The organism is Thermoanaerobacterium sp. CMT5567-10 (genome assembly GCF_030534315.2).
Classification (GTDB): Bacteria; Bacillota; Thermoanaerobacteria; order Thermoanaerobacterales; family Thermoanaerobacteraceae; genus Thermoanaerobacterium.
This window is the reverse complement of sequence record NZ_CP130558.2, coordinates 323,515-342,045: the sequence shown is the minus strand read 5'-3', so window position 1 is coordinate 342,045 and position 18,531 is coordinate 323,515. Positions and strand designations below refer to the sequence as shown.

Below are 18,531 nucleotides of genomic sequence, written 5' to 3'. Positions count from 1 at the left end.
ATGGATAAGCCGTTTTTACTTGTAGCTATTTTTTTATCTGTTGGCATTATTATAAGCAAATATCTAGAGATAAATATTGTTTTTTTATTTATCATGCTTTGTGTGAGTTTAATTTTAAGTATTTACACATATCTAGAAAGAAAAGATTCTACAATTTTGTTGCTTTTGGCAGTCGCGATTTTTGGTATGGTTATTGGTGCAAACGCATTGCATTCCAAAGGCATGTACGAGAATCTTAACAACAAATTAGTTTCTTTTAATGGGATTGTATCAGATGTAGTGGTCAAAGATGGGTTTTCAAAGTATGTATTAAAGCCCAAAAATAAAGAAAAAATCTTAATAACACAGTATGGAGGAGTATTTCCGAAAGATGGAGATTTGGTTGAATTACGTGGTATAATACAATTACCACAAGGTAAAAGAAATCCAGGTGGATTTGACTATAAATTGTATTTAAAGAAAAATGGTATAACTGCATTGATGAGTGTAAATGGATATTCAGTAAAGATTATTAAAAAAAATGCAGACAGTATCAACGAAAGAATTTTTAGGGACATAAAGAAACGGATAGTTGAAAATTATAGCGCATCGATGCCAAAAAATGATGCTGATTTTGTGTCGTCTGTTATATTAGGTGAATATAATGTGGAAGACGATATACTCAATTCTTTTAGAATTACAGGTATTTCACATATAATTGCAGTATCGGGTTTCAATTTTGGATTATTGACTGTTTTTATGATGTTTGTTTTAAATATATTTCATATAAGGAGATACTCTGCTCCTATTATAATTCCTTTGCTGATTATTTATACATTGATTACAGGTTCTCCACCATCTGCAGTAAGATCTGTTATAATGGCTTCCATGGCTTTAATTGCATCATCAATAGGCAGGAATAACAATCCAATCAATGCAGTATCATTTGCTGCAGCGATTATACTTTCTTTTAATCCATTGATGCTTTTTGATATAGGGTTTCAGTTATCATTTGTAGCAACATTGTCTATATTGCTTTTGTATAAGCCTGTTAAGGATATACTGAAAATAAAAAATGAAAAATTAAAAGAAGTTGTGTCTGTTACTGTTGCTGCGCAATTGGGTACAATACCGATTACAATATATTCGTTTCACAACATTTCCATTATTTCTCTTCTGCCTAATGTTATAATTGTTCCAATTGTGAGTATAACGATCATTTTAGGATTTTTATCTGCTTTAATTGGACTTATATTTTCGCCTTTGGCTGTTATTTTAAATATGATTAATACGCCTATAGTCGAATTAATATTATTTCTCACAAAAATTTTTGCAGAAATTCCGCATGCTTCGATAAATGTATCTGTGCCGCCATTTTATTTGGTAATATTTTATTATACAGTTTTGTTGATAATGATAAGCAGTTTAAGCAAAATAAATAAGTTAAAAGTCACATCGCTAATTTTGGTTACATCAATGACAATATTGCTTGTTAGCTCATCAATACCTAGAAATCTTGAAATAACTTTTCTTGATGTAGGACAAGGCGATAGTACATTTTTAAGGACTCCAGATGGTGAAAATATATTGATAGATGGTGGTGGAAGGCCTGAATACAATGGATCTTCTTTTGATGTAGGCCAAGATATACTTTTACCTTATTTACTGTATGAGAATGCAACATCATTAGATGCAATATTCATATCACACACAGATTCGGACCATATTGGAGGAATACTTTCAATTTTAGATGATGTAGATGTAAAGAGGATTTTTATCGGTCGTCAAGTACAGGAAGATGAAAATTACAAAAGACTTGTGTATATAGCAAATAAGAAGAAGATACCGATTTTTCAGTTGTCAAAAGGTGATACTATAACTATTGACGGAATAAGATATTACGTTTTGAGTCCTAGTTCTAATATTATTAATGAAAATCCAATAAACAATAATGCCTTAGTCTTTAAAATGGTATATAAGAATGTCAGTATCTTATTTACTGGCGATATAGAGAAAGAAGCTGAAAATGAATTGATAAATGATAATATATCGTCAGATATTTTGAAAGTTGCACATCATGGCTCAAATACGTCTTCACAAAGGAATTTTATTGATAAGGTAAATCCTAAAATTAGTGTTATAATGGTTGGAAAAAATAATTATGGACAACCAGATGGTGAAGTAGTAAAATATTTAAAAAGTAAATCACAACTTTTTAGAACAGACAAGGATGGCGCTGTAATTGTAGATACAAATGGTACATATATTCATATTAAAAAAATGGTCGGGGACTGATGAACTTGAATTATGCTGAATTTTTAGAAATTGTTAATAAAAGATTTTTACCTGCTTATGTGTTTTACGGTGAAGAGAGGTTTCTAATAGATGAAGCGGTTAAAAAGTTAAAGAACAAATTGCTAACTGATGGTACGGACATCATGAATTTGTCCATTATAGAGAATGTAGATGACAAAAATGTTATAGACAGCCTTGAAACGCTTCCGTTTATGTCTGATCATAGGCTTATTTTGATAAAGGATGATGAGTTTTTTAAAAAGTTAAATGATAGTACCGTAAATAACATTATAAAACATATAGAAAATGGTGATACAAATAATTGCATTGCATTTATATTTGGCGATAAAATTGATATGAGGAAAAAATTATTTAAAACAATAAGCAAAGTAGGTGCAATAGTAAATTTTGAACATTTGAAATATGAAGAAGCTGTTAATTATGTAGGGTTTTTTGTAAGAAAGTACGGCAAAGTCATTAAGAAACCTGTGGCTGAATACATTGTCAAAAATATAGGTGTAGATTTGTACAGGTTGTTAAATGAAGTAAAAAAGTTTGTGTCATACAGCAATGATAAAGAGATACTTCTAGATGATGTGAAATTTTTGATATCTTCGAATATAAGTGAAAGTGTGTTTAGATTGGTAAATGCTATTGGTTTAAAACAAGAAAGCACAGCTATATATGTTCTAAATAAGATGATTGCCAATGCTGAAAATCCTATAGGTATTTTAGCAATGATTGGAAGGCAATTCCGAATCTTACTTAAAGCTAAATATTTTGTGAAGCAAAATCTTAACAGAAAGGAATTACAGTCAAGACTTGGGATTCCATACTTTTCAATCAATGATATTATTGAGCAATCAAAAAGATTTGAAGAAAATGATTTGATGGATGCTTATGAATTGTGTTTAAAATGTGATAGAGAGTTAAAATTAAGCTATGATGGCAATGTCGTTCTAGAATCGCTTATAAGAAAATTATGCAATTAAAAAAGCGTACAACGTACGCTTTTTTAAGCATTTAATGCGTTAAACTTTGCATATAATCTTGATTTTTTTCTTGCAACTGTATTTTTATGCAATGTACCTTTTGAGTAAGCTTTGTCAAGCTCTCTAATTGCATTAATTAATGCAGCTTTCGTATTATCTATATTACCTTCTGCTAAATTCTTTTCGAATTTAGAAATAGCCGTTCTTACTTTTGATTTTACTATTTTATTTTCTAATGTTCTTCTTTTTGTTACAAGTATTCTTTTCTTAGCGGACTTTATGTTTGCCAAACCATTCACCTCCTCAAATCAATCAAATGTAATTTTACCACGAAAAAACATTTTTTGCAATATAATTATCAGGTAAGATGTGAATTAGTAGTTTTTTTGTGGCGAATAATATTTTTTAAATTGTCAATTATATTTGTAGGAGGTGATTTTATGTTAAAAGCGATAATAAGGTTTGTTGTGTCAGCAATTGTTTTAATGATAGTAGGTTACCTAGTTCCTGGTTTTAGTGTTGCGGGATTTTGGGGTGCTTTGATATCGGCAATAGTAATAGCGTTACTAGGCTATATAGTAGAAGCGTTGCTAGGTAAAAATATTTCACCCAGAAGTAGGGGTGTAGTTGGATTTGTAGTAGCGGCAATTGTAATATATGTATCGCAGTTTATAATTCCAACGATACATGCTACTATACTAGGATCTATAATAGCCGCATTTGTCATTGGGCTCGTTGACGCTTTTATCCCTACAGAATTGAGGTGAGATTATGTTCAGCATAAGGACAGATCTTGCTGTAGAAGCTCGTGAGCTATATAAAGATGGACATGCTGGAGAGATACCTGGAGTTTCAGTCGATGAAAAAGAAGAAGATGGCATTAAGACAGTCAAAGTAAGCATATTAAATGATGAAGGCGTTAAAGCAATGGGGAAACCAATAGGTGATTATATAACGATAGAGGCACCTGATTTGAGATATAGGGACATTGAGCTTGAAGACAAAGTTGCACAAAAACTTGCAGATGTTGTAAAGGAAATTTCAAATGTTAATGTAAATATTAAAACACTTGTCATTGGCCTTGGAAATTGGAATGTAACGCCAGATGCATTGGGACCTAAGGTTATAGAAAATATTGTTGTGACTCGTCATTTGAAGGAATTAGCTCCTCTGCAATTTGGCGATAATATATGTTCTGTAAGTGCAATGGCTCCAGGTGTATTAGGTATTACTGGTATAGAAACTGCAGAAATTGTAAAAAGCATAATTGATAATATAAAACCTGATTTAGTTATTACTATTGATGCTCTTGCATCTAGGCGGATTGAGAGATTGGCTACAACAATACAAATATCAAATACAGGTATTAGCCCCGGTTCTGGAATCGGAAACAAAAGATCAGCTATTAACATGGAAAGCTTAGGGGTACCTGTTATTGCTATAGGTGTACCTACTGTAGTGGATGCTGCTACTATTGCCAATGATGCTATAGATCATTTAGAAAGTGCATTAATAAAAAATACAAGCAGCAATAGTCCACTTTATAATGTATTAAAAAACATGGATAAGGAGGATAAATACGCTCTTATTAAAGAAGTATTGAGTCCTGATGAAAATCTCATAGTTACGCCTAAAGAAATTGACCTTCTCATAAAAAACATTTCATCCATACTGTCGCGGGTAATTAATTTAGCTTTGCAGCCTAATTTGACAGTAGATGAGATGAATCAACTTGTACATTAAAATTGTAATAAAGCACTTCTCTTGTGAATATTTTATAGTATAAAAACAAAAGAGAGGTGCTTTCATTGTACAGAAGTTCATTAAGGTATTATCGTATTAAAAAGATCTCTTTTCTTATTTTACTGCTTTTTAATATCTTGTTCTATAGATGGCTAATGACTGACGATATAAAAGCATCAAGTATAAATTTTGTTACGGAAGCATTTGCAGAGGAGTACAACAACATAGATGGTGTATTCATAACTGCTTTAAATTATACAATGCCTGCAGTTGATGTAAGCTACAAAACGCAAGGTTTTTATAATAGAGATTTAACTATTGCTTCAATGTTTAATCTCAGTCAAAACGATCCACTTAAAATTTTAAAATATCAAATTCCCATCATATCTCAAATAGATATTGATACAAATAAAAAGGCTTCTACAACACAACTTACAAGTAATCAAAAAGACACTGCTAATAAAAACACAGATAATAAAGTTACAGATATAGCCTCAAAAAATAACGTTAATACACCTGACAAACCAATTGTTAACGGTACTACGCCTGATAAACCCTTAATACTGCTTTATCATACACATACAATGGAATCGTATGTTGCAACTGAAAAAAACAAGTATGTAGCAAAATATGGCTATGATAGGACAAATGACCTTAATTACAATGTGGTCAGGGTTGGAGATAGTTTAGCAAATTACTTGATGAATGATTACGGGATAGCTGTACTGCACGATCGTGCCATACACGATTACAATTATGATCAGTCATATTATAATTCTTCTCTTTCTGTTAAAAAATACCTAGATGAATATCCATCGATAAAAGTCACGATAGATTTACATAGAGATGGATATGGAAGTGTTATGCAGCCTGGAGTTGATAGTATACCGGTTTTAAGCAATTTATCGAATCAAGCGTATAGAAAAAAATATATTATGGATATAAATGGGCAAACCGTAGCAAAAATCTTATTTATTATTGGTTCTAGGAGAACTGCTGAAATGAAAGAAGATTGGAAGAAAAATTATGAGTTTGCTAAACAAATTAGCGACAAGTTAAATGAATTATATCCTGGCATATCCTTAGGAATAGAAGTTCATCAATATGCTGAATATAACCAGCATTTTTCAGAAAAAGGTATATTGATTGAGTTGGGTAGCAATTACAATACTCTTGAAGAGGCTTTAAATACAACGCCATTTCTTGCAAAGGCTATACATGAAGTATCAAAGAATGATGGGCTTGTCAAATAATGAGGTCTTTACCTCATTATTTGCTCTTAAAGTATTTTTCTAGGCCATCTATTATGGCATCTGATAATTTTGATAAATATTCTTTGCTTTGTAGTAGGTTTTTGTCGTTAATATTTGTAATAAAGCCAAGTTCTACTAAAATACCCGTCTTTTTTGCATTTGTTAATAGAAAATAGTTTGCAATGTTTGGATTTCTATTTACGCCTGCAGCAACATTTAGAGACACTTGTATATATTCGGCTAATGATTTGCTATTTTCATTTGTATTTGAATAAAAGACCATAGGGCCCTTTACATATGGGGCATTTGAAACTGCATTAACATGAATGCTTAAATAAATATCTATTTTATTATCATTAATCATGTTTACTCTTGCTTTTAAATCTCGTCTATGCCTGTAGTCATTATCGTTACAAAGGTTCTCTAACGATACATCTTTATCTCTAGTCATAATTACTTTAGCACCATGACTTATTAGTTTTGATTTCAAAATCATTGATGCTTCTAAATTGATGTTTTTTTCTAATAGATTGCCTGAACTGGTACCTCCATCAATACCACCATGTCCTGGGTCTATGAGTATTGTTTTTCCTTTTAATTCATTTGTAGTTGAAAATGCAATCAAAGTATTGCTAATAAATAGCAGTATTGTGGATAAAAGTACCACAGATATGGTACAATATATATAATTAAATTTTTTAAATCTGTCAGAAGTAAATATTTTTTTCAATTTTAATGCCTCCAATCTAGTTTTATGTTAAGACGAAATGAGGCTTATTATACTGTATATAATTAAAATAATTGGATGAATTTACTATATGAGGAGGTTGCAATGAGAAAAAAGTCAGTGCTGTTTTTGATTTTGATACTTTTGTTCTTAAATATCTATTCTATTGGATACGCTAAAACAGATGTTAAAAGTAAAAAAGCAGTAGTATTTATATTGAATAGAGTTACGATTAAAGATTATTTAGAAAATGATTTAAAAAACATTAATAGAATGATTGATAATGGTACATATGGTCTTATGACTGTTAATGCAGATGGAGGCAGATCTGAAGAAAATGTGTTTATGACAATCGGCACAGGTACACGTGCTGTTGGCTCAAGTTTTGCTTCTTTAAATTTTAATTCATGGGAATCTGTTGAGGGCAATAAGGCATCAACTATTTTTCAAAGGAATACTGGTGTATCTCCTAAAGAAGGTCAGATTTTAAATTTAGATATAGCGCAAATTATTAGGAACAATTCTAAAAGAAATCATATTATAAGGCCGGGACTTTTAGGAGATGAACTAATGAAGGCAGGATATAGCATTGCTGTATTTGGCAACGAGGATACAGATACTGATTATAAAAGATATGTTCCTTTAATAGGCATGAATTACAGCGGTATCGTACCTTATGGAGATGTCAGCGAAGGAGTGTTAAAAAAGGATCCTTTAAGACCATACGGTATTTCTACAGATTACGACAGGATGTATGAAGAATATGTTGCTGTTAAAGATAACGTAGATTTGACTATTTTTGATTTAGGTGATACCGCAAGAGCGAATGATTATCAAAAAAATGGACTTGATAAAATAAACGCACAAAATAGAAAGAAAGCATTGCAAGATGCGGATAATTTCATTGGAAGGATACTATCTACTGATGACCAAAATACTTTATACATGATTGTGACACCACTACCTCCGTCGGCAGAAATGGGACAAAACGATTTTTTGGCACCTGTTGTAATGTACGGAAATGGTATTGAGACTAATAAGCTTATAACTTCTGAGACGACAAAAAGGATTGGCATTGTTACAAATACGGATGTATTGCCGACAATATTAAATTATTTTGATTTAGATGTACCAGCTTTTGTAACAGGGCATAAATTGTATTCGTCAGGTGTTGATGGCAGCCTAATACAACTTAATAATCTGGAAAAGCAGTTGACGTACAACTATACATATAGATCTCCTTTTTTAAAAACGTATGTTGTACTGCAGATTGTTATATTGATATTATCTATAGTTGCCTTAATATTTTTCAGAAAATACTCTGTTTATATGAAGCCTTTGCTGCTTTTAATACCTATCATGCCTTTAAGTTTTTTACTGCTGCCTATTTTTAATTATACAAGTGTACCTATTAGCATTTTAGGGATTGCTTCAATGACGCTGTTTTTTGCTTTAATTTTCTATAATATAAGCAGCAAAAGCAGTTTTCGATATTTTTCTATTGCTTTTTTAACAGCGGCTATTTTAATCATTGATATGTTAACTGGTTATAATCTTTTAAAAAATTCTTTCTTAAGCTATGATGCCATTGCGGGAGCAAGGTTTTATGGAATCGGCAACGAGTATATGGGAATCTTGATTGGGGCAACATTGTGCTTTAATCTTTTATCATTTGAGGTGTTTAATAAAGCAAATAAAAAATATTTAATATTTGCCAATGTACTAATATATATAGCTGCACTCTACTTTATAGCATCACCTTCTGTTGGGACAAATGTCGGTGGCAGTATAGCTGCGTTTGCTGCTTTTTCTGTGTCTACTATGTATTTATTTGGGAAAAGGTTGAATTTAAAAAATATTTCAATAGTTGCTATAAGCATAGTTGCTTTGCTGCTTTTAATGTTTTATGCCGATTCTTTGAGACCAGTTTCACAGCAGACCCATATAGGACAAACATTTAATCTGGTTAAAAATGATGGACTTTACCCGCTTTTTCAAATATTTATAAGAAAAATAAGCATGAATTTGAAGCTTTTTAGATATTCGCTTTGGAGTAAGGTATTGATTACTCTGATATTTGTGCTTTTTGTACTTTTTTATAAACCGATGGGATCCATGAAGAAAATATTAAACGAGCACAGATTTATTTATATATGCTTTTTTTCAACGATAGTTGGAAGCATTTTTGCCCTTATTTTCAATGATTCAGGTGTTGTTGCCGCTGCAACTATGATGGTTTATACAGGACCAATGCTTATTGATTTTATTATCGATGAGAATAGAGAGGTTGAATCTAGGAGCTGATATAAATGGGAAAAATAAAAGTCATGCATATAATAAGGGCGGCTGAAGGAGGAATGAAAAAGCATTTATTGTCTATACTGCTTGGCCTTGATAAAGAAAAGTATCAATTGGCAGTAGGATGTTCTTTTGACAAAAACACAAGTGATTATTTGCGTAAAAATGGAGTTTTAGTTTATCATGTTGATATTTGCGATGGATTAAATGTTTCAAAAGATGCAAATGCGATTATTAGAATTCGCAATATGATAAAAGATTTTAAGCCGGAAATAGTTCACTTTCACGGGGCAAAGGCGTCTCTTGTCGGAAGATTAGCATGTCTTGGATGTAACTCAAAGGTTGTTATGACAGTACACAATTTTCCAGAATATAGAAGGATGAATAAGATAAAGAAGAGACTTTATCTCGGTATGAATAAATGTTTAAACAAGAGGACAAATGCAATAATAACTGTATCAGAAGCATTGAAAAAAGCAATTGTAGATGAAGAAAATATAGATCCTGAAAAAGTCAATGTGATTTATAATTGCGTTGATTTATCTACATATCAAGATAATCCATTTCTCGATTTAAGAAAGGAATACAATTTAGAATCTGATACATTATTAATTGGCTGCATCTCAAGGCTGATACCATCGAAAGGTGTGCAAGATTTGATAAAAGCATTGGAAATACTTAAAGGTAGAGTAAAAGTCTTTGCGTTTGTGGCAGGTGATGGACCGTATCTTAATTATCTACAGGATATGGCAAAAGAAGCGAAACTTGAAAATATTCAGTTTTTAGGGTATAGAAATGATATAAAAGATTTTTTAAGGAATATAGATATCTTTGTTTTACCGTCACATAGTGAAGGCTTCGGCGTTTCAGTTGCTGAAGCGATGGCATTAGGTGTGCCAGTTATTGCAACAAATGTAGGTGGAATACCTGAGATAATAAAAAATAATGAAGATGGAATAATTGTGAATCCTGAAAGTCCAAATGATTTAGCGAATGCCATTGAAATTCTTGCAACAAATGCTGATTTGAGAAATAAATTTTCAAAAAAAGGCAGAGAATATATCGTAAATAATTTTTCAAAAGAAAAGATGTTAAATAAAATAGATACTTTGTATGAAAATCTTAGGAGGAAATGAAAAGTTTGAGCAGAGTTAAAGAAAGAAAGGAAAGATTAAGAAAAATAAGGCGTATATACTTTCTTTTATCAATTTATATAATCTTTATTGTGCTTTGCCTATTTCGAGTTGATTATACATTTAATACACTTACAACAGGGGAAGCTAAACAAAACTTATTTAAGATTAATATTGAAAGAAATTTCATTGATATAACACTTTTTGGTGAAAATAAGCAATTTTCACTAAAAGGTGTACTTGATATTTTCAAATCTCTTTATAACTAATTTTTTATGCTATAATATTAATATGTGTGAAGGAGGTTTGAAATGTCAAAGGTTAACAAGGAAAACATAAGAAATTTTTGCATTATTGCGCATATAGACCATGGGAAATCGACGCTGGCAGATAGATTGATTGAAAGAACGGGTGTATTGACGGAAAGAGAGATGGAAGAGCAGGTTTTAGACAGCATGGATCTTGAAAGAGAAAGGGGTATAACGATAAAACTACAGCCTGTCCGCCTTATATACAAAGCAAAAGACGGGGAGGAATACGAGTTAAATCTTATAGATACTCCTGGTCATGTTGATTTTACATATGAGGTATCCAGAAGTATTGCGGCTTGTGAAGGTGCTTTGCTTGTTGTAGATGCTACACAAGGAATTGAAGCACAAACACTGGCAAACTTGTATTTAGCATTAGAACATGATCTTGAGATTGTACCTGTTATAAATAAGATAGATCTTCCATCGGCAGATCCTGATTTTGTAAAGAAAGAGATAGAGGACGTGATAGGAATAGACGCAGAAGATTCACTTCTTATTTCGGCAAAAGAAGGGATAGGCATTGAAGAAGTGCTGGAAGCCATTGTAAAACGAATCCCAGCTCCATCTGGAGATCCGGATAAGCCTTTGAAGGCCTTAATATTTGATTCATTTTACGATAATTATAAAGGAGCTATTAGTTTTATAAGGATCTTTGATGGCACGTTAAAACAAGGTGATAAGATAAAGATGATGTCGACGGGGAAAGAATTTGAGGTGACAGAAGTAGGAATTTTCAGACCTAATTTAAGTCCTGTTGATTTCCTGTCTGCCGGTGATGTAGGGTATGTTGCAGCAAGTATAAAAAATGTAAGAGACACTCGAGTTGGCGATACTATAACAAATGCTGAATTTCCAGCATCAGAGCCATTGCCGGGATATAAAAAAGTCACACCGATGGTTTACTGTGGAATATATCCGGCAGAAGGGGAAGATTATGAGAATTTAAAAGATGCACTCTTAAAACTGCAATTAAATGATGCATCTCTAACATTTGAACCTGATACATCGGCGGCTCTTGGATTTGGCTTTAGGTGTGGGTTTTTAGGACTTTTGCATATGGACATAGTACAAGAAAGACTGGAAAGAGAATATAATCTGAATTTAGTGACCACAGCTCCAGGCGTAATTTACAAGGTATACAAGACAAACGGTGAAATAATTGAGCTTGACAATCCAGCAAATTTACCTGAGCCAACAGAAATAGACCATATAGAAGAGCCTATTATCACTGCGACGATAATGTCGCCGACAGATTACGTTGGCCCTATAATGGAACTGTGTCAAGATAGAAGGGGCATATATCAAGGTATGGATTATCTCGAGCCAACAAGAGTATTGATAAAATATGACATACCTTTAAACGAAATAATATATGATTTCTTTGATGCACTTAAGTCAAGGACAAAAGGTTATGCTTCTTTAGACTATGAGTTAAAAGGTTATAAGACGTCAGATCTTGTAAAGTTGGATATACTTATTAACGGTGAAATTGTAGATGCTTTGTCTATGATAGTTCACAAAGATAAGGCTTACGAAAGAGCCAGGAAGATGACTGAAAGGCTGAAAGAGAATATACCAAGGCATCTTTTTGAAATACCTATACAGGCAGCTATAGGATCAAAGATAATAGCTAGGGAAACTGTAAAAGCGCTAAGAAAAAATGTGCTGGCAAAATGCTATGGCGGGGATGTAACGAGGAAGAAAAAGTTACTAGAGAAACAAAAAGAAGGCAAAAAGAGAATGAGGCAAATAGGAAAAGTAGAAATTCCTCAAGAGGCTTTTATGTCAATTCTGAAGCTTGATGATGACAATGATTAGATCAGGTATTTATATTCATATTCCTTTCTGCAAAAGGAAATGCTATTATTGTGACTTTAACTCGTATGCCAATATGGAAGATAGTTTTAAGCCTTTTAAAGAAGCTATAATAAAGGAGATTAGAAACAGAAAAGATGAACTAAAAGATATATTTACATCTATATATATAGGTGGAGGTACGCCTAATGTCTTGCCTCCCTTTTATATAGAAAATATATTAGATGAAATTTACAAATATTATGATATTAGCAATGACGCAGAAATATCTATAGAATTAAATCCTGGATTGATTGACGATGAGAAACTTAAGACATATAAAAGAATAGGCATAAATAGAATAAGCATAGGTTTGCAGGCTTGGCAGGATAGGTTGCTAAAGAAAATAGGCAGAATTCATACGATACATGACTTCATAGAAAATTATGATATGATAACTAAATATTTTGATAATATAAATATTGATATTATGTACTCACTGCCAGATCAGACATTTGATGACTTTAAAGAAACATTGTCAAATGTAGTATCATTAAAGCCCACTCATGTTTCATGCTATGGATTGATTTTAGAAGAGGGAACAGTATTTTATAAATTGTATGAAGAAAATAAGTTCATACCGACAGATGATGAATTTGAAATGATGATGTATCATTATAGCATTGAATTTTTACAGAAAAGTGGTTTTAAACATTATGAAATATCAAATTATGCGATACCAGGTTATGAATGTCGTCACAATACACTCTATTGGAAGGATTTACAATATATAGGTTTTGGCCCTGGGGCTTATTCTTTTGTAGACAATAGACGATGTGGAAATGCAAAAGACATAAAAAAGTACATAGAAATGATAAACCGTACAGGATATGCGATTGAAGATATTGATGTGCTGGATGAGAAAGATAAAATGTCTGAATACATGTTTTTAGGACTTAGAATGATGGATGGTGTTTATGATAAAGATTTTAAGACTAGATTTGGAAAAAGCATGTTTTCGATATTTAAAAATGCTATTGATAAAAATATTGAATTAAATCTTTTAATCAGAGAAGGTGACAATATTAGGCTTACTCGGAGAGGAGTTGATGTATCAAATAATGTGTTTGAGGATTTTTTAATTTAGAGTATTGACAAATATCCACAATAGTGGTATTTTTAAATCGTGATTAGCACTCTCTAGCTAAGAGTGCTAATAAAAGAATTTGGGGTGGTGAATATGCCGTTAGATGATAGGAAGAAGAGGATATTAGAAGCAGTAATTAATGACTATATTTTGACGGCAGAGCCAATTGGATCTCGTACAATAGCAAAACGCTATGACCTTGGTGTAAGTTCTGCAACAATTAGAAATGAGATGGCTGACTTGGAAGAAATGGGTTATCTCGAACAGCCACATACATCGGCAGGTAGAATCCCATCAGATAAAGGATACAGGTTTTATGTTAATAATATATTAGAGCACTATTTAAATGAAACATATGATTATGAAAGTGACTCTGTTAATGAAGTGTTTGCAGAAATTGACGAGATTGTAAAAAAGTATGCAAAATTGTTATCAAGCATTACTAATCACACTATTGTAGTAAAAATGCCACGAATTGATGAAAACACGATTAAAAGAATACAGATATTACCTGTTGATTCCAACAAATTAATACTTCTTGTAATGACAGAATCAGGCATTATGAAAAATTATTTAATAAGCCTGAAAGACAATATTGATAGCAATTTATTTGAGTTTTTAAATAACCTCATTAATAATAAAATGATTGGAAAAAGAAAAAGAGAAGTTGATAAAACGTTAAGGGATGAAATTAAAAAAGAGTCTGGCAGCGCTATAGGTTTTATAGATAAAATTACAGATACAATTTTAAATGGTTTAAAGCAGATGGATGAAACAGATTTGTATTCGGAAGGAATTTCTAATATTCTTAATTTTCCTGAATACAAAGATCTTTTTAAAGCCAAGACGTTTTTTGATTTGATTGATAACAGGGATATCATGAATTCGGTATTGGAACCTGAGGATGACTCAATAGAAGTCACTATAGGTAGCGAAAGCAAATTTGAAGAAATGTGGGATTTAAGTATTATAAAATCTACCTACAAAATAAATGGTGAAATTGTTGGTACCTTTGGCATAATAGGGCCTACAAGAATGAATTACAAAAGGCTTATAAATGAGATAAATATGATGTCTAACGAACTATCAAAAGTTTTATCATATATATATCAAGGAAATAAGAGGTGAAACAATTGGATAAAGAAAAAGAAACGATAGAATATCAAACAAATGAAAAAGAAAATAATAATGGAAAAGAAGTTGCATATGATAATGAAAATTTAAACAGCGAAGATAGTGCTGACATTGATTCTTCTCATAATACCAGTAAAGATGAGAAAAATGTAGAAAGTGATAATTCAAATGAAGAAAAGAACAATGACGAAGGAGAAATTGAAGAATTGAAAAATAAGTTAAAACAAAAAGAGGAAGAAGCTAACGAGTATCTAGAAATGGCTCAAAGATTAAAAGCTGAATTTGAGAACTATAGAAGGCGAACAGAAAAAGAAAAAGCAGATCTCGTTGAATATGGTAAAGAACAGGTGATACTAGACATATTGCCTGTTATAGATAATTTTGAAAGAGCCCTTGAAACTCAATATGATGATAATGGCGAAAATGGGTCCTTCAAAGAAGGTATTAACTTAATTTATAAACAATTTAAAGGTATTTTAGAAAAAATGGGTGTGAAAGAAATAGAGTCTTTAGGAATGATGTTTGATCCATACAAACATCACGCTGTAATGCAGGAAGAGGCAGATGGCAAAAAAGAAAATGAAATAATTGAAGTATTTCAAAAGGGATATATGTTTAATAATAAAGTAATAAGACCAAGTATGGTCAAAGTAGCAAAATAAATATTTAAATAGGAGGAAAAGACGATGGGAAAAATTATAGGAATTGATCTTGGTACAACTTTTTCGTGTGTAGCTGTGATGGAAGGAGGACAACCAGTAGTTATACCAAATTCTGAAGGTGCTAGGACTACACCGTCAGTTGTTGCTTTTACAAAAGAAGGTGAAAGATTAGTAGGTCAGGTAGCAAAAAGGCAGGCTATAACAAATCCAGAGAGGACAGTAATGTCAATAAAAAGACATATGGGTTCAGATTATCGTGTTACGATTGATGGAAAAAGCTATACACCACAAGAAATATCAGCTATGATTTTACAGAAGTTAAAAGCAGATGCTGAAGCATATCTTGGCGAGAAAGTAACCGAAGCAGTAATAACTGTACCAGCATACTTTAATGATAGCCAAAGGCAGGCTACTAAAGATGCTGGTAGAATAGCAGGATTGGATGTAAAGAGAATTATCAACGAGCCAACGGCTGCATCATTGGCATATGGATTAGATAAACAAGGAAATCAAAAAATTATGGTGTATGACTTAGGTGGCGGTACATTTGATGTTTCCATTCTCGAGATAGGAGATGGAGTATTTGAGGTTCTAGCAACTAGTGGTAATAACCACTTAGGTGGTGACGATTTTGACCAGAGAATAATGGATTGGCTCGCAGACAACTTTAAGAAAGAATATGGAATTGATTTAAGAAATGATAAGATGGCAATGCAGAGATTAAAAGATGCTGCTGAAAAAGCAAAGATAGAGCTTTCTTCTGCTACGACAGCTAATATAAATTTACCATTTATAACAGCTGATGCTACAGGACCAAAACATATAGATGTTAACTTGACAAGAGCGAAATTTGAGGAACTTATAAATGATTTAGTACAATCTACAGTTGAACCAGTAAATCGTGCATTAAGCGATGCGAAGCTTAGTCCATCTGATATAGATAAAGTTATTTTAGTTGGTGGTTCAACAAGAATACCATTTGTTCAAGAGACAGTAAAAAGAATAATGGGGAAAGAGCCTCATAAAGGCATAAACCCAGATGAATGTGTTGCAATTGGAGCTGCAATTCAAGCTGGTGTATTAGGTGGCGAAGTAAAAGACGTCCTTTTGCTTGATGTTACTCCGCTTTCGCTTGGTATCGAAACACTTGGCGGTGTATTTACAAAGTTAATTGAGAGAAATACAACAATACCTACAAAGAAGAGCCAAATATTCTCTACCGCAGCAGATGGACAGACATCAGTTGAAATTCACGTGCTGCAAGGTGAGAGACCGATGGCCCGTGATAATAAAACACTTGGTAGATTTACGCTGACAGGGATTCCGCCAGCACCAAGAGGTGTGCCACAAATAGAAGTGACATTTGATATTGATGCTAATGGTATTGTCCATGTATCTGCAAAAGATTTAGGTACAGGGAAATCTCAGAATATAACAATTACATCCTCTTCCAATTTAAGTGAAGAAGAAATTAACAGAATGATGAATGAAGCAAAACAGCACGAAGAAGAAGATAGAAAGAGAAAAGAAGAGATTGAAGTCAGAAATAATGCAGATTCTCTGATTTATCAAGCTGAAAAAACCATGAAAGATTTAGCAGATAAGATGACACAACAGGAGAAAGATGATATAAATAAAGAGATAGAAAATGTTAGAAAAGCTCTTGAAGGCAGCGACATTGATGCCATAAAAAATGCATCAGAGAAATTGTCACAAGCATTTTATAATGTGTCATCTCGCATATATCAGCAAGCCGGTGGTGCTGGTCAGACAAATAATTATACTGGTAATAATGGAACATCTAATAAAGATAACGTATATGAAGCAGACTACAAGATGGAAGATGACAACAAAGATAATAAATAAGAACCAGGGCAATCCTGGTTCTCATTCGTGTTAAGAAGGGCAGGTGATAAAGATGGCGAAAGATTATTATGCTATATTAGGTCTTGACCGAAATGCCAGTGATGATGACATAAAAAAAGCCTACAGAACTCTTGCAAAAAAATATCATCCTGACTTAAATCCTGGCAATAAAGAGGCAGAGCAAAAGTTTAAGGAAATAAATGAAGCATATCAAATCTTATCTGACCCACAGAAAAAAGCACAATATGATCAGTTTGGAGATGCTGCATTTAACCAAGGTGGGTTCAATCAAGGAGATTTTAGTGGATTTGGTGGCTTCGACCACGGTGGATTTGACTTCGGTGGATTTGGTGATATTTTTGGCGATATTTTCGGTGATATGTTTGGAGGAAGTACTAGAAGGAGGACTGGACCGCAAAAGGGGAAAGACATCAGATTAAATTTAACATTGACGTTTGAAGAAGCTGCATTTGGAGTAGAAAAAGAGATTGAAGTAGAAAGATATGAAAAATGTGATAGATGCAATGGTACAGGTGCAAATCCTGGCACGAATCCGGAAGTATGTCCGGATTGCCATGGTACCGGCGAAGTTAGAATTATACAGAATACGCCGTTTGGAAGGATAGTAAATGTTAGAACATGTTCCAGATGTCATGGAGAAGGTAAAATAATTAAAAATCCATGTTCCAAGTGTCATGGCACAGGAAAGGTAAGAAAGACTAGAAAACTGAAAGTCAATATTCCTGCTGGAATTGATGAAGGACAAATGGTATCATTAAGAGGAGAAGGTGAGCCTGGGGAAAGAGGTGGAGCAAATGGCGATCTCTTTATAGTCATAAATATAAAACCTCATAAAATATTTAAACGTGACGGATTTAATGTATTGGTTAAGATGCCAATTAGTTTTGTAGATGCAGCACTTGGTGCAGAGATAGAGGTTCCAACTCTGGATGGCAAGGCTATATACAATATTCCACCTGGTACTCAGACAGGAACTGTATTCAGATTGAGAAATAAAGGTATACCTCATATTAATGGTAGAGGTCGTGGTGATGAATTCGTAGAAGTTTATATTGACGTTCCAAAAAAGCTGACAGAAAAGCAAAAAGAGCTATTGAGAGAATTTGATAAACTTAGCAATGATGGCGGTAGAAAATCTTTTTTTGAAAAAGTAAAAGATGCTTTTGGAGCATAAAA

At 32.6% G+C, this 18,531-nt stretch carries 16 protein-coding genes; 14 read left to right on the top strand and 2 right to left on the bottom strand.

What is annotated here, in order from left to right:
• Window positions 1-2,274 carry a DNA internalization-related competence protein ComEC/Rec2 gene (locus Q2T46_RS01845; RefSeq protein WP_311062297.1) on the top strand — a complete coding sequence of 758 codons (2,274 nt, stop codon included), beginning with the start codon at window positions 1-3 and terminating at the stop codon, window positions 2,272-2,274.
• Complete coding sequence (gene holA, locus Q2T46_RS01840) at window positions 2,274-3,266, top strand: DNA polymerase III subunit delta (protein WP_303264510.1); 993 nt, start codon at window positions 2,274-2,276, stop codon at window positions 3,264-3,266. Before Q2T46_RS01845 ends, holA begins: the two co-directional genes overlap by 1 nt.
• Before the next feature lie 23 nt (window positions 3,267-3,289).
• On the opposite strand, the gene rpsT is transcribed toward holA, so the two are convergent.
• Window positions 3,290-3,556, bottom strand: coding sequence for a 30S ribosomal protein S20 (gene rpsT / locus Q2T46_RS01835; RefSeq protein WP_303264511.1), 267 nt, complete (start codon window positions 3,554-3,556; stop codon window positions 3,290-3,292).
• 150 nt (window positions 3,557-3,706) lie between these two features.
• Between rpsT and Q2T46_RS01830 the strand changes: the two genes are divergently transcribed.
• From Q2T46_RS01830 to spoIIP, 3 genes are all read left to right on the top strand, one after another.
• Window positions 3,707-4,033 (top strand): phage holin family protein, encoded by a 327-nt coding sequence (locus Q2T46_RS01830; protein WP_303264512.1) that lies wholly within the window; start codon window positions 3,707-3,709, stop codon window positions 4,031-4,033.
• A gap of 4 nt (window positions 4,034-4,037) precedes the next feature.
• A complete protein-coding gene (gene gpr, locus Q2T46_RS01825) occupies window positions 4,038-5,009 on the top strand; it encodes a GPR endopeptidase (protein WP_311062296.1) in 972 nt (323 codons plus the stop codon).
• Between the two features lie 65 nt (window positions 5,010-5,074).
• Window positions 5,075-6,262 carry a stage II sporulation protein P gene (gene spoIIP, locus Q2T46_RS01820; RefSeq protein ID WP_303264514.1) on the top strand — a complete coding sequence of 396 codons (1,188 nt, stop codon included), beginning with the start codon at window positions 5,075-5,077 and terminating at the stop codon, window positions 6,260-6,262.
• A gap of 16 nt (window positions 6,263-6,278) precedes the next feature.
• Here spoIIP and Q2T46_RS01815 read toward each other — a convergent pair whose 3' ends face one another.
• Window positions 6,279-6,992, bottom strand: a complete 714-nt coding sequence (locus Q2T46_RS01815; RefSeq protein WP_303264515.1) for an N-acetylmuramoyl-L-alanine amidase — start codon at window positions 6,990-6,992, stop codon at window positions 6,279-6,281.
• A gap of 102 nt (window positions 6,993-7,094) precedes the next feature.
• Between Q2T46_RS01815 and Q2T46_RS01810 the strand changes: the two genes are divergently transcribed.
• From Q2T46_RS01810 to dnaJ, 9 genes are all read left to right on the top strand, one after another.
• Window positions 7,095-9,293 carry a hypothetical protein gene (locus Q2T46_RS01810; RefSeq protein WP_303264516.1) on the top strand — a complete coding sequence of 733 codons (2,199 nt, stop codon included), beginning with the start codon at window positions 7,095-7,097 and terminating at the stop codon, window positions 9,291-9,293.
• 5 nt (window positions 9,294-9,298) lie between these two features.
• The gene (locus Q2T46_RS01805) at window positions 9,299-10,423 is read left to right on the top strand and encodes a glycosyltransferase family 4 protein (protein ID WP_303264517.1); all 1,125 of its coding nucleotides are present in this window, start codon (window positions 9,299-9,301) and stop codon (window positions 10,421-10,423) included.
• 5 nt (window positions 10,424-10,428) lie between these two features.
• The gene (locus tag Q2T46_RS01800) at window positions 10,429-10,689 is read left to right on the top strand and encodes a hypothetical protein (RefSeq protein ID WP_311062295.1); all 261 of its coding nucleotides are present in this window, start codon (window positions 10,429-10,431) and stop codon (window positions 10,687-10,689) included.
• A gap of 42 nt (window positions 10,690-10,731) precedes the next feature.
• Window positions 10,732-12,549: a translation elongation factor 4 gene (gene lepA / locus Q2T46_RS01795; RefSeq protein ID WP_303264519.1), complete on the top strand. Its 1,818-nt coding sequence runs from the start codon at window positions 10,732-10,734 to the stop codon at window positions 12,547-12,549.
• Window positions 12,542-13,672: a radical SAM family heme chaperone HemW gene (hemW, locus tag Q2T46_RS01790; protein ID WP_303264520.1), complete on the top strand. Its 1,131-nt coding sequence runs from the start codon at window positions 12,542-12,544 to the stop codon at window positions 13,670-13,672. Before lepA ends, hemW begins: the two co-directional genes overlap by 8 nt.
• 93 nt (window positions 13,673-13,765) lie before the next feature.
• Complete coding sequence (gene hrcA, locus Q2T46_RS01785) at window positions 13,766-14,800, top strand: heat-inducible transcriptional repressor HrcA (RefSeq protein ID WP_303264521.1); 1,035 nt, start codon at window positions 13,766-13,768, stop codon at window positions 14,798-14,800.
• Window positions 14,801-14,805: 5 nt separating this feature from the next.
• Entirely contained in the window at window positions 14,806-15,468 is a 663-nt protein-coding gene (gene grpE / locus Q2T46_RS01780) for a nucleotide exchange factor GrpE (protein WP_303264522.1), read from the top strand.
• Window positions 15,469-15,492: 24 nt separating this feature from the next.
• Entirely contained in the window at window positions 15,493-17,334 is a 1,842-nt protein-coding gene (dnaK, locus tag Q2T46_RS01775) for a molecular chaperone DnaK (protein WP_303264523.1), read from the top strand.
• 52 nt (window positions 17,335-17,386) lie between these two features.
• Window positions 17,387-18,529 carry a molecular chaperone DnaJ gene (dnaJ, locus tag Q2T46_RS01770; protein ID WP_303264524.1) on the top strand — a complete coding sequence of 381 codons (1,143 nt, stop codon included), beginning with the start codon at window positions 17,387-17,389 and terminating at the stop codon, window positions 18,527-18,529.
• The last annotated feature ends 2 nt before the right edge of the window (window positions 18,530-18,531 follow it).

What these genes read in the sequence shown, in the direction of transcription:
- Q2T46_RS01805 (WP_303264517.1), top strand. Translation starts at nt 9,299, where the DNA reads ATGGGAAAAATAAAAGTCATGCATATAATAAGGGCGGCTGAAGGAGGA.
- lepA (WP_303264519.1), top strand. Translation starts at nt 10,732, where the DNA reads ATGTCAAAGGTTAACAAGGAAAACATAAGAAATTTTTGCATTATTGCG.
- dnaJ (WP_303264524.1), top strand. Translation starts at nt 17,387, where the DNA reads ATGGCGAAAGATTATTATGCTATATTAGGTCTTGACCGAAATGCCAGT.
- Q2T46_RS01845 (WP_311062297.1), top strand. Translation starts at nt 1, where the DNA reads ATGGATAAGCCGTTTTTACTTGTAGCTATTTTTTTATCTGTTGGCATT.
- holA (WP_303264510.1), top strand. Translation starts at nt 2,274, where the DNA reads ATGAACTTGAATTATGCTGAATTTTTAGAAATTGTTAATAAAAGATTT.
- dnaK (WP_303264523.1), top strand. Translation starts at nt 15,493, where the DNA reads ATGGGAAAAATTATAGGAATTGATCTTGGTACAACTTTTTCGTGTGTA.
- hemW (WP_303264520.1), top strand. Translation starts at nt 12,542, where the DNA reads ATGATTAGATCAGGTATTTATATTCATATTCCTTTCTGCAAAAGGAAA.
- hrcA (WP_303264521.1), top strand. Translation starts at nt 13,766, where the DNA reads ATGCCGTTAGATGATAGGAAGAAGAGGATATTAGAAGCAGTAATTAAT.
- Q2T46_RS01830 (WP_303264512.1), top strand. Translation starts at nt 3,707, where the DNA reads ATGTTAAAAGCGATAATAAGGTTTGTTGTGTCAGCAATTGTTTTAATG.
- gpr (WP_311062296.1), top strand. Translation starts at nt 4,038, where the DNA reads ATGTTCAGCATAAGGACAGATCTTGCTGTAGAAGCTCGTGAGCTATAT.
- Q2T46_RS01810 (WP_303264516.1), top strand. Translation starts at nt 7,095, where the DNA reads ATGAGAAAAAAGTCAGTGCTGTTTTTGATTTTGATACTTTTGTTCTTA.